Source organism: Flavobacterium cheonhonense (assembly GCF_035671315.1).
Lineage (GTDB): Bacteria > Bacteroidota > Bacteroidia > Flavobacteriales > Flavobacteriaceae > Flavobacterium > Flavobacterium cheonhonense.
The window spans coordinates 91607-103300 of sequence record NZ_JAXAVY010000007.1 but is presented as its reverse complement, the minus strand read 5'-3'; the positions used below and the strand labels follow the sequence as shown (position 1 = coordinate 103300).

Annotated in this window: 12 protein-coding genes and 1 tRNA gene; 7 read left to right on the top strand and 6 right to left on the bottom strand. The window is 39.8% G+C overall.

Annotated features, from left to right (window positions below; all coding sequences use genetic code 11):
* Positions 1–9: 9 nt before the first annotated feature.
* A tRNA-Val gene (locus tag SK086_RS12815) sits at positions 10–84 on the bottom strand.
* 68 nt (positions 85–152) lie between these two features.
* Positions 153–1373: a bifunctional folylpolyglutamate synthase/dihydrofolate synthase gene (locus SK086_RS12810; RefSeq protein WP_324692115.1), complete on the bottom strand. Its 1221-nt coding sequence runs from the start codon at positions 1371–1373 to the stop codon at positions 153–155.
* A gap of 128 nt (positions 1374–1501) precedes the next feature.
* Between SK086_RS12810 and SK086_RS12805 the strand changes: the two genes are divergently transcribed.
* Together SK086_RS12805 and SK086_RS12800 are read left to right on the top strand one after the other, a co-directional pair.
* Positions 1502–2215, top strand: a complete 714-nt coding sequence (locus SK086_RS12805) for a MotA/TolQ/ExbB proton channel family protein (protein ID WP_290875556.1) — start codon at positions 1502–1504, stop codon at positions 2213–2215.
* Positions 2196–2591: an ExbD/TolR family protein gene (locus SK086_RS12800; RefSeq protein WP_290875544.1), complete on the top strand. Its 396-nt coding sequence runs from the start codon at positions 2196–2198 to the stop codon at positions 2589–2591. Before SK086_RS12805 ends, SK086_RS12800 begins: the two co-directional genes overlap by 20 nt.
* Positions 2592–2735: 144 nt before the next feature.
* Here SK086_RS12800 and SK086_RS12795 read toward each other — a convergent pair whose 3' ends face one another.
* The 4 genes from SK086_RS12795 to SK086_RS12780 form a co-directional block, all read right to left on the bottom strand.
* Positions 2736–3638: an energy transducer TonB gene (locus SK086_RS12795; RefSeq protein ID WP_290875546.1), complete on the bottom strand. Its 903-nt coding sequence runs from the start codon at positions 3636–3638 to the stop codon at positions 2736–2738.
* 74 nt (positions 3639–3712) lie between these two features.
* The gene (locus tag SK086_RS12790; protein ID WP_290875548.1) at positions 3713–4939 is read right to left on the bottom strand and encodes a Glu/Leu/Phe/Val dehydrogenase dimerization domain-containing protein; all 1227 of its coding nucleotides are present in this window, start codon (positions 4937–4939) and stop codon (positions 3713–3715) included.
* A 139-nt stretch (positions 4940–5078) separates the two neighbouring features.
* On the bottom strand, positions 5079–6332 hold the full coding sequence (locus tag SK086_RS12785) for a hypothetical protein (RefSeq protein ID WP_324692113.1): 1254 nt from the start codon (positions 6330–6332) through the stop codon (positions 5079–5081).
* Between the two features lie 130 nt (positions 6333–6462).
* On the bottom strand, positions 6463–7533 hold the full coding sequence (locus SK086_RS12780) for an anhydro-N-acetylmuramic acid kinase (RefSeq protein WP_324692111.1): 1071 nt from the start codon (positions 7531–7533) through the stop codon (positions 6463–6465).
* Positions 7534–7629: 96 nt separating this feature from the next.
* Between SK086_RS12780 and SK086_RS12775 the strand changes: the two genes are divergently transcribed.
* The 5 genes from SK086_RS12775 to SK086_RS12755 all read left to right on the top strand — a co-directional run bounded on the left by SK086_RS12775 (position 7630) and on the right by SK086_RS12755 (position 11677).
* Positions 7630–8769 (top strand): acyl-CoA dehydrogenase family protein, encoded by a 1140-nt coding sequence (locus tag SK086_RS12775; protein WP_324692108.1) that lies wholly within the window; start codon positions 7630–7632, stop codon positions 8767–8769.
* Between the two features lie 99 nt (positions 8770–8868).
* Positions 8869–9549: an SDR family NAD(P)-dependent oxidoreductase gene (locus SK086_RS12770; protein ID WP_324692106.1), complete on the top strand. Its 681-nt coding sequence runs from the start codon at positions 8869–8871 to the stop codon at positions 9547–9549.
* A 27-nt stretch (positions 9550–9576) separates the two neighbouring features.
* On the top strand, positions 9577–9930 hold the full coding sequence (locus SK086_RS12765; protein ID WP_324692104.1) for a four helix bundle protein: 354 nt from the start codon (positions 9577–9579) through the stop codon (positions 9928–9930).
* A 25-nt stretch (positions 9931–9955) separates the two neighbouring features.
* A complete protein-coding gene (locus SK086_RS12760; RefSeq protein WP_324692102.1) occupies positions 9956–10558 on the top strand; it encodes a SprT-like domain-containing protein in 603 nt (200 codons plus the stop codon).
* Positions 10559–10615: 57 nt separating this feature from the next.
* Positions 10616–11677 (top strand): mannose-1-phosphate guanylyltransferase, encoded by a 1062-nt coding sequence (locus SK086_RS12755; protein WP_324692100.1) that lies wholly within the window; start codon positions 10616–10618, stop codon positions 11675–11677.
* The last annotated feature ends 17 nt before the right edge of the window (positions 11678–11694 follow it).

The following is an 11694-nucleotide window of genomic DNA, read 5'->3' as shown; positions in this document are numbered from 1 at the left end:
AAACGGTTGTGGGCGATGAGGGATTCGAACCCCCGACCCTCTCGGTGTAAACGAGATGCTCTGAACCAGCTGAGCTAATCGCCCGTTTTGTGCTTGATTGCGGTGCAAATATAGGGCAGTTTTTTGATTCTGCAAATTAAAATCGAAAAAAATTACAAAATTTCTGCCACTACAAAAGTACTGCCGCCAACATAAATGAAATCTTCAGCTGCGGCCATTTTTCTACTGTGTTCGTAAGCTTCTGAAACAGAATTGTATATTGGGCCATTAAGTCCGAATGTTGCGGCCTTTTCTTGTAAAACGGTTGCTTCTAATCCGCGAGAAATATTTGGTTTACAAAAATAATATTGGGCGTTTTTGGGCAATAAAATCAAAATATCATCCAGTTTTTTGTCGTTTACCACACCCAAAACCAAATGTAATTGATTGTATTTTTCCTTTTTTAGCTGTTCTATTACCACTGTCAAACCGTGAGCATTGTGTGCCGTATCGCAAATAATTTTCGGATTAGTGCCCAATTGTTGCCATCGCCCTTGTAAATGGGTGTTGTCAATCACCTTCAGGAAACCGTTTTTAATGGCGTCTTCAGAAACTTGCAACAATTGCTTTTCCTGTAAAACCCGCAAAGTTTGGATGACGGTCTTTTTATTGTAAAACTGATAGTCGCCCAACAAGCCGCAAGGATAATCTTCTTGTACTAAATCGGAGGCAAAGTATAGCTCGGAATGGGTTTCTTTCGCTTTAGTCGTAAATACAGGTTTGGTTTCCGCTAAGTATTCGCCAATCACTACAGGAATGTTGTTTTTGATAATCCCGGCTTTCTCAAAAGCAATCGCTTCTAAAGTATCACCTAAAAATTGGGTATGGTCCAGACCAATATTGGTAATCACGGAAATCAATGGTGTAATGATGTTGGTCGAATCCAATCGGCCGCCCATGCCTACTTCAATAATGGCTATGTCGATTTTTTCATGCACAAAATACTCAAAAGCCAAACCCACACTCATCTCAAAAAAACTCAACTGATGCGTTTCAAAAAAGCCTTTGTTTTTGGCCATGAATTCTACTACGTAAGCCTCTGAAATTGGTTCGCCGTTTATGGTAATTCGCTCTCGATAATCTTTTAAGTGAGGCGAGGTGTAAAGGCCAACGTTATACCCGGCTTCCATCAAGACAGAAGCTAATAGGTGAGAAGTAGAGCCTTTCCCGTTAGTACCGGCTACGTGTATGCATTTGAGCTGTTTTTCGGGCTGCCCTAAATGCTCTGCCAACAGCACCGTATTGGTGATGTCTTTTCGATAAGCTGTTGCTCCCTGCGTTTGATACATCGGCAGTTTGTTAAACATCCATTCCAAGGTTTCCTGGTAGTTCATAATTTCGGGAAAATATTTTTTTGATATACTTTTTTAATTTTTTTTTCGTTGTATATTGTGATGCCGATACGGTCAATACAAATTTGAAACTATTTTCAGAATTAACAGCCCAAAATTAAACAAATATGATCAGTACATTTTTACAGTTGCAAGTGGACAGTTTAGCTCAGAATATTCCAGCCGCCAATACTGCCAATCCCGCTTTAACTAATGAAGTTTCGGTCTTAGAATTCCTTTTTAAAGGTGGTCTTTTTTTAATTCCTATCGCCATCTTACTTTTCTACACTTTGTATGTCATTTTCGAGCGTTATATGTACATCCAAAAAGCGGCTAAAATCGACAATCATTTGATGGCCGATATCCGCAATCATTTGAATAATGCCAACATCGAATTGGCAGTAAACGCAGCCGAAAGAAGCGGCAATGCGCAAGGCAATGTGATCAAAGAAGGTGTGCTTACCATCGGTCGTCATATCAATGAAATCGAATCCAATATGGAACGCGCAGCCAACATCGAAATCGGCTACATGGAAAAACGCCTAGGCCAACTCGGGTTAATCGCCGGTATCGCGCCTACGTTAGGGTTTATCGGAACCATTTCCGGGGTAATCAAAATTTTCTATAGTATTTCAGTTACCGAAGACATCAGTATCGGAAATATCTCCGGCGGTTTATACGAAAAAATGATCAGTAGTGGTGCCGGTTTAATCGTTGGTATCATCGCTTATGCTGCATACCACTTATTTAACGGTCGCATCGACAGCTTCTCGTTGTCTATTCAAAAACAAGTATTAGAATTTGTCAACATAATCCAAAGACCCAATGGCCATAAAGCGAAATAAACGATTTCACGCAGAAGTCGCCACCTCGTCCTTGAGCGACATTATGTTTTTCTTGTTGTTGTTTTTTCTCATCATTTCCACCTTGGCCAATCCCAATGTGATTCGAATGACCTTGCCTAAGTCGCAAACCAACGAAAAAACCAACAAGCAATTGATTACACTCTCTGTTACTGAACAGAAAGAGTTTTTTATCGACAAAGAACAAGTCGCTTTCGAGCAATTGGAAACCACCTTGTTGTCTAAAATCGACCCTTCTAAGCAACAAACCGTTGTGATTAGAATTCCGTTCAATTTGCAAGTACAAGATTTAGTAGACGTGCTGCAAATAGGCGTGAGAAACAAATTGAAATTCGTTATCGCTACGAGTCCGAAATAGTCTAAGAATAAGGAGCGGGACCATTATCTTTCTTACCACAGTCGTCCTGCTATCCGTTCTATCTTTTAAAAAAAATCTCTACCTTTTCGGGTGGAGATTTTTTTTAAAAGGATGCCACTGCTATCAGGGCTATAGTTCACGTTTTTATTGAGACTGAAAACCAAAAATATAAATAATGGTACCTGTTTGTTTTTCAGAAGCATTAGGGTCGGCTTCCCATTTGGTTTCCATTGCAGCTTTTTTAGCTTGTGCCGCTAAGCAACTGTTGGTGTTTGTTGTTCCTTGAACTCCTGTGGTTACACTAATCGTATTTCCGTTTCGGTCTACATTTACTCGTACAGCAACTTTACCACTTTCATTACCGCACGGATTTTTTGGGGTTGGTTTAACAAGTGCCTTTCTGTTACCTAAAGAGTAACCCGCGCCACTGCCGTTTCCGCCACCGCTTCCGCTACCACTGCCTGAGCCGCTACCCGAACCGTTTCCGGTTCCGTTGCCACTGCCGTTTCCGCCACCCGAACCTGTTCCGCTGCCGTTACCGTAATAACCGTTAGAGTTTAAGTTGCCGCCGGCATTACCTTTGTTGCCGCTTTTGGTATCGTTACCATCGCCACCTTTGTTACCTAACAAACTCGACAAAGCGTCATTCGCATTTTTAGAAACTTTAGGTTTTTCGGGCGTAGGTTTGATGTCTTTTTTCGGTACCACCGGCGTAGGCGTTTTTTTAATATCCTTTTTCGGAATGGCTACGTTGGTTTCGTTGTCATCACTTTCATCCGCAATTACATCATCTTCAGGCGAGGCTGCTGTTGGGGTAACTTTAGCTTGGTCTTTAACGTTAAGGACTTCGCTTTTGTAATTGTCGCCCATTCCGTAATCGCTGTCGCCAAAATTCATTTCGATGCCGCCACCGCCGCCGCCGCCCATGATTTTCATGTCAGCCGGAGGCCAAAAGCGCAAAAAGAATAACAACAACAGTAAAACAGCATACACTAACGTAGTGATGGCTAAGGATTTTTTATCGTTATCTGATATTTCAAAACTCATTTTATCCGGTGTTAGTTTACTTTATAACGCTTAAAGGTACTAAATATTGTGTAATCCGTACAGTTAATGAAATATTACACCAACTGTTTCAAAGCATTTTCAAAAGCCGTAGCGCTGATATGCTTTTTATCCGAATTCAAATCGTGTGCTTTTTCTAAGGCTTTTTTGATGGTTTCCGAGATGTCGTAGAAAATGGCTTCGTCTGTCATTTGTACTTTTTTCTCCATAAAGTAGGCAAAAACACGCGCCATACCACAATTGGAAATGAAATCCGGAATCAAACTCACTTTGCTGTCGGTTTCTTCCATAATCGGACCAAAGAAAATTTCTTTATCGGCAAACGGTACATTCGCACCACATGAAATCACTTCCAGTCCGGAAGCAATCATAGTATCTACTTGGTCTTTAGTTACCAAACGAGAGGCTGCGCATGGGGTGAAAATTTCGGCACCCAATTTCCAAATGCTGTCGTTAATTTCCGCAAACGGAATCATGTTTTGAGCCACCAATTTGTTGCCGTCTTTGTTCAAGAACAACCTTTTGATTTCTTCAAACGAAAAGCCTTCTTCTTTAATCACACCTCCGTCGCGGTCAATAATACCAACCACTTTAGCACCCATATCGGCCAAATAAAAAGCGGCTGCCGAACCTACGTTTCCGAAACCTTGTACGATGGCTTTTTTGCCTTTCACATCGCCACCGTAAATATCGTAATAATGACGAACGGCTTCGGCCACGCCATAACCGGTAATCATGTCGGCTACGGTATATTTACGCAATACATCAGGAGAAAATTTCGGGTTTTCGATTACTTTAATTACGCCTTGACGCAATTGCCCGATACGGTTAATTTTATCGGCTTCGGTAGGTTTGAAGTGTCCGTTAAAAACACCTTCCTGCGGATGCCATACACCACATTCTTCGGTCATCGGAATTACTTCGTGGATTTCGTCTACATTCAAGTCGCCACCGGTTCCGTAATAGCTTTTCAATAGTGGAGAAACCGCTTTATACCAACGTTGCAAAACCCCTTTTTTACGCGGATCATTCGGGTCGAAATTAATTCCCGATTTAGCACCGCCAATAGCCGGACCGGACACTGAGAATTTCACTTCCATGGTTTTGGCCAACGATAACACTTCATTCATGTCTAGTCCTTTGCGCATACGGGTTCCGCCACCGGCTGCACCACCGCGCAGGGAATTAATTACTGTCCATCCTTCGGCATCGGTTTCGTTATCTTTCCAATGGAATACTATTTCAGGTTGTTTGTTTTCGAATTTTTTAAGTAAATCTTTCATTAGTTTAGTTTGTTAGTGGTGCAAATATAGGAATTATGAGTTAGGAGTTGCGCGTTGCGTGTTGGGATTTGTACAAATAGCTAAGCCTGACAGTTATTAAAATCCGTCAGGCTTTATTTGAATAAGTTGTATAGCCGAGTTATCGGGTTTTGATATCCTTGATTTTAATTTTGGTTTTTAGATAATCTGGGAGTTTTGCAACTGCTTTACTTACTTTATCTAAGTTGTTTTGTTGTTCTGTCTGATCTTCTAAGTGGTTGTTATAGCTTAGGTACAGAAAATAAGCTGATACTCTGTTGTAGTCATCTAGATTGTTGTCTTCAATCATTGCTAATATTGCTTCTTCAAAAACTTTCTTGTCTTTGGACTCAGTTATTGCTCTACCCAATCGGCTGATATTGCCGTAGTAATGATTTTTGGTTGGGTTTTCCATTCGCAATGAAATGCCTAATAAAAGATTCACTACATTAATATTTAATTCTTCAAGCTCCTTGATATAGGTTTTTCTTCTGCCATAAGCATAGCTTCCATCAGATACCCTTTCAAATCGATCATTCATGATGTCAAGATGTGATTTTAAGAAAACTTCCCAATTGGTTGTCTCGGCAGAGAGAAGTGCGATATACATGGCGTGAATTCTTGGAGAATCATCCATGCTGCAACCTCCTATAACTATTTTAGAACGCAATTCCTTTAGTAGGTTTGCTTTTTTCTTATCACTAAGGTTTTGCCAATTTTCGGGAGTTTTAAACCATCCTTGTTTAGCCTCTTTTAACAGTTTGGTCGACGTAGTGTCAATCAAACAATCGGCATAGCCTATCAGTTTAGCATAGTTATCGTGAATGGGTATGGAAGAGAAATTTTCCGGAAAATAAAATGCCGTTACACTTTCTTTCGAATAGCTTGTTTTTTCATAATAATCATATAGCCAAGTATTTTTGACTGCTTTGTTGAACAGATTGTCTTTGTAAGGTCTTTGGATTTTGAGTCCATATCCATCATTTAACTCAATTTCGCTAAACGATATGATTTCATTTTCGTTATAATCCTCAAACTTGAATTTTAGTAACAATACCTCCTTTTTAACCTTTGCAGCAGGATATTTTTTTATAAAATCCTCAAACGAAATGTTGTTGTCTAAATCTTTGCGCGCCTCTTTGCAATCGGTGTTTTCGAGCGTTATTATATGTCCAATCGTTTGACTGTTGGCATAAAAAACTTTGTTTAGTTCACAGGTCTTGAATTTTAAATTTAATGAGTCAACAATTTTTCCCAATTTACTCATAGTGGCATCAGGATAAATTAGTCCGTTTTTATGAGTTTCAAACTCAGTTTGACTAAAAATTTCACCAAACATAAAAATACAGAACAGTGCTAAAAGTGCCTTTTTCATAATTTCGGGTTTTAAGTTAAAACGAAAAAACTTGTTAATTTATTGTGTGTTAAGACAATAAATTACAGTTGCTACCTTGTATAAGGAAATAGAGTAGAAAAAAAAGAAAAAGGTTGGAAACTTCCTGGATTTAATTTTGCTTGTAGCACTTTCCGCTACTATGGTCTTTCTTCGCCCCTGTAACACTACTCAAAACATTAATTTCTTTGCGTAATTTTAAAACGCCTAGGAGTCCGAAAATCAGCGCTTCTTTGTATTCTAAGGTCTTGGCATCGGGTACCACTATGGTCATTTCAGTCAAGTAATTTTGCATACATTCCAACAAAAAAGTATTGTAAGCGCCGCCGCCGGTTACGAGCATTTTGCCTTTTCTTTCCGGTAACGCATAAGCGGTTTGTTTCGCTATATGTTTGATAAATGTGTGCATTTTGTCTTCAATAGGAAGGTCGTAACTTTCCATCAAAGGCAACACGATGGTTTTGACAAATTCAAAACCCAACGATTTCGGATACGTTTTTTGGTAGTAAGATAAGTTGTCTAATTCTTCCAACAAGGTCATATCGGTTTCACCGCTTCGGGCTATTTCCCCTTTGTCGTCATAAGGTAAGCCGAGTTGATTCGCGTAAAAGTTCAATACGGTATTCACCGGTGAAATGTCAAATGCTATGCGTTTTCCGTCTTGTTCAAAAGAGATGTTGGAAAATCCGCCTAGGTTCAAACAATAGTCGTATTCAGCAAATAAAATTCGGTCGCCAATCGGTACCAAAGGCGCACCTTGTCCGCCAAGCTTGACATCTTGTACCCGAAAATCACAAACTACTGTTTGACCAACTATTTCAGCAATTTCTTTTAAGTTGCCTATCTGCAAAGTGAAACCGTTTTGGGGTTGGTGCAAAATCGTGTGGCCGTGACTGCAAACGGCATCGAGATTTTTGATGTTATTCCGGCGGATAAAGTCTTTGATAATGTTGCCCAAAAGTGCGGTATAATCAAGGTTCAGTTGTTGTAATTCTTTCTGAGAAAAATCAACGGCCGTTCGCAATTTGTTTAACCAATCTTCGGTGTATGGGATAGTTTCGCTTTCCAAAAATTTGTAGCGCCATTTTCCCTCAATAACCGAGAAATGAATGTGCGCCAAATCGACGCCATCGAGCGAAGTACCCGACATGACGCCTATAACTATATAACTTTCTTTCAACATTGGCTAAAATTACGAAAACGTTTGAAATTCTAACTTTTAAATCCTATTTTTGCGCACCAAAAGTAAAGAAACAACAAACAATAACCGTTACAGTATATGGATTTTAATTTAACCGAAGAGCAGTTAATGATTCAACAAGCGGCCCGCGATTTTGCACAAGCCGAATTGTTGCCGGGTGTAATAGAAAGAGACGAGCACTCTAAATTCCCAACAGAGCAAGTCAAAATGATGGCAGAGTTAGGGTTTATGGGGATGATGGTAGATCCGAAATATGGCGGTGCCGGTTTGGACAGCGTTTCTTATGTATTAGCCATGACAGAAATTGCCAAAGTAGATGCTTCAGCTGCGGTTATTATGTCGGTGAACAATTCTTTGGTATGCGCCGGAATGGAAAAATATTGTTCAGAAGAACAAAAAATGAAATACTTAGTGCCTTTGGCAAAAGGAGAAGTAATTGGGGCGTTTTGTTTGTCGGAGCCGGAGGCAGGGAGTGATGCTTCATCTCAAAAAACAACCGCCAAAGACATGGGCGATTACTACTTGTTAAACGGAACCAAAAACTGGATTACCAACGGAGGAACCGCTTCTACGTATCTAGTAATGGCGCAAACTGATGTTGAAAAAGGACACAAAGGAATCAACGCCTTTATCGTGGAGAAAGGTTGGGAAGGTTTTGAAATCGGACCGAAAGAAAAGAAAATGGGAATCCGCGGCAGCGACACCCATTCGTTAATGTTTACCGATGTTAAAGTTCCAAAGGAAAATCGTATCGGAGCGGATGGTTTCGGGTTCAATTTTGCGATGAATGTATTAAACGGCGGTCGTATCGGAATTGCTTCTCAAGCCTTAGGTATCGCTACCGGAGCTTACGAATTAGCCTTAAAATACGCCAACGAAAGAAAAGCTTTCGGGAAAGAAATTTTCAAGCACCAAGCCATTGCTTTCAAATTGGCGGATATGTATGTTAAAATTACAGCAGCCAAATTGTTAATCATGAAAGCAGCTGCTGAAAAAGATGAAGGCAAAGACATTGCGCACTCTGGTGCTATGGCCAAGTTGTACGCATCCGAAATTGCTTTGGAAGTGGCTAACGAAGCGGTTCAAATTCACGGTGGAAACGGTTATGTAGCCGAATACCACGTAGAACGAATGATGCGCGATTCTAAAATCACACAGATTTACGAAGGCACGTCAGAGATTCAAAGAATTGTTATTTCGAGAGGATTGGTTTCGTAAATTCTTTCTCAAAATTAATATAAAGCCTTCCTTCACGGGAAGGTTTTTCTTTTTGTAAGCTTTTCAGGTTTTACTATATTTACCCTAGAAAAGAAAGCTATGAAGAAAAACATCATTATTACTGGAACATCGCGTGGCATAGGTTATGAATTGGCGCTACAATTGGCCAAAGCCGGACACCAAGTGCTGGCCATTTCCCGTAAAACGCCACAAGCTTTAATAGAAAATGAAAACATTACTTGTTTGTCGGTGGACTTGGGTAAAGAAGATGAATTGGCTGAGGTAGATAAGTTTCTTACTCATGCTTGGGAGAAAGTGGATGTCATCATTCACAATGCCGGGAGTTTGCTAAACCGACCATTTTCGCAAACGGCACAAGAAGACTTTGAAAGTGTCTATCGAGTGAATGTTTTTGGAGTGGCCAATTTAACACGAGTGTGTTTGCCGTATTTGAAAAAAGGAAGTCACGTGGTTACGATTAGTTCGATGGGTGGCATTCAAGGCAGCATGAAGTTTGCCGGATTAGCAGCTTACAGTTCGAGTAAAGGTGCTGTGATTACGCTATCGGAATTGTTAGCGGAAGAGTACAAAGAACAAGGCATTGCCTTTAATGTTTTAGCACTCGGAGCCGTAAATACCGAAATGTTACAGGAAGCCTTTCCCGGTTATGAAGCCCCAATTTCCGCAGCTGAAATGTCCGATTACATTGCAAATTTCGCCCTCACCGGTAACAAGTATCACAACGGAAAAGTAATTCAAGTAAGTTCGTCTACACCATAGTCAGTTATGAATTATGAGTTATAAGTTATGAGTGAAAGTATCATTAAAGCGAAAAGTTTTGAACTTGCCGTTTCAGGGATTAAATTTTATAAAAGTTTAATTTCGGATAAGAAAGAATTTGTTATGAGTAAGCAGTTTTTACGTTCAGTCACCTCGGTTGGAGCCAATGTAAGAGAGGCTGTTAACGCACAAAGTAAACTTGATTTCATTCATAAACTATCCATTTCTCAAAAGGAATGTGACGAAACTATGTACAGGTTGGAACTTTTAAAAGAGACAGATTATATTTCAACCAAAGAATTCAATACTATTTATCCTCAATGTGTAGAAGTCTTAAAAATCATAAAAAGTATCATTATAACCTCAAAAAACAACTCATAACTCATAATTTATAACTCATAATTCTTTGAGCGAAGTCCTTCAAAAATACCTGCCCGAACACGCCGTATTGCCTTGCTTTGAGTTGATCAAAAGCAACAATGTGCATTTGAAGATAGTCAACGAGCGCCAAACACGCCACGGAGATTATCGCAGAGCGGTAGGAGGAAAGCACGAGATTACGGTGAATGCTAATTTGAACAAATACCGATTCCTCATCACTTTGATTCATGAGATTGCCCATTTAGTGGCTTATGAAAAATTCGGGCGTTTGATAAAACCACATGGCAACGAATGGAAGCATACGTTTCAGCGGTTGATGGTGCCATTTATCCGGCCGGAGATTTTTCCGCATTCGGTGTTACCTTTGGTGGCGAATCATTTCCGAAATCCCACGGCAAGTAGCGATACAGATGCTCGATTGGCTTTCGCCTTAAAGCAATTTGACGAGCGAAAACCCGATATTCATTTTGTACACGAAGTCCCAAGCGGCAGTTTGTTCCGAATCAAAAACGGCAGAATTTTCCAAAAGAAAGGACTTCGAGTGAAGCGTTACGAATGCCTTGAAATCAAAACCGGACGCTTGTATTTGTTTAACGCCAATGCAGAAGTTGAAATAATTCCGGGATAAATTCGCAAAAAACACAAAGCAACTTAGTATCTTAGCAACTCAGTTACTCCAAAAAAAATGAATAACAATTATTACGCAATACTAATGGCCGGCGGTGTCGGTTCTCGATTTTGGCCGGTAAGTACAACCGACTTTCCTAAGCAATTCCACGATATGTTGGGCTCGGGCGAAACTTTGATTCAAAAAACTTTTAGCCGTTTGTCTAGATTAATTCCGGCTGAGAATATTCTAATTTTAACCAACGAACGTTATAATGACTTGGTCTTACAACAGTTGCCAATGGTTAAGCCGGAACAGGTTTTGTTGGAACCTGCCATGCGAAATACGGCACCTTGTATTTTATACGCATCGTTAAAAATAAAAAAACAAAATCCCAATGCAGTAATGGTTGTGGCGCCCAGCGATCATTGGATTGAAGATGAAGCTGCTTTTGCACACGATTTGCAACAGTGTTTTGATTTTTGTGAAAAGGAAAAAGCCTTAATGACTTTAGGGATTCAGCCTACTTTCCCAAACACCGGATTTGGGTATATAGAATTTGATAAAGTTGATGCTAATCCGATTAAGAAAGTTAACCAATTCCGAGAAAAACCAGATTACGAAACGGCCAAGTCGTTTTTGGAAGCCGGTAATTTTTTGTGGAACGGCGGTATTTTTATTTGGAGTGCTCAATCCATTACAGAGGCTTTTGAAAAATTTCAACCTCAAATGAACGCTTTGTTCCAAAATGGATTTGACAGTTACAACACGACTGACGAAAAGCAATTTATCCTCGATAATTATCCAAACGCTGAAAATATTTCCATTGATTATGCCGTAATGGAAAAGGCCAATAATGTTTATGTATTGCCAGCCACTTTCGATTGGAATGATTTGGGAACTTGGGGTTCGTTACACGAAAAACTCGATAAAGACCATCAAAATAATGCCGTAGTAAATGCCACTGTTATTTTAGAAAATGCCTCTAATAACATCATTCGTTCTAATGCTCAAAAGTTAGTCGTTATTGATGGCTTAGATGATTACATCATAGTAGACAACGATAGTGTGCTGATGATTTACCCAAAAAGTAAAGAACAAGACATCAAGCGAATCACTGCTATGGCCGACAAATTATAATTCAAAAAGAGCATTTG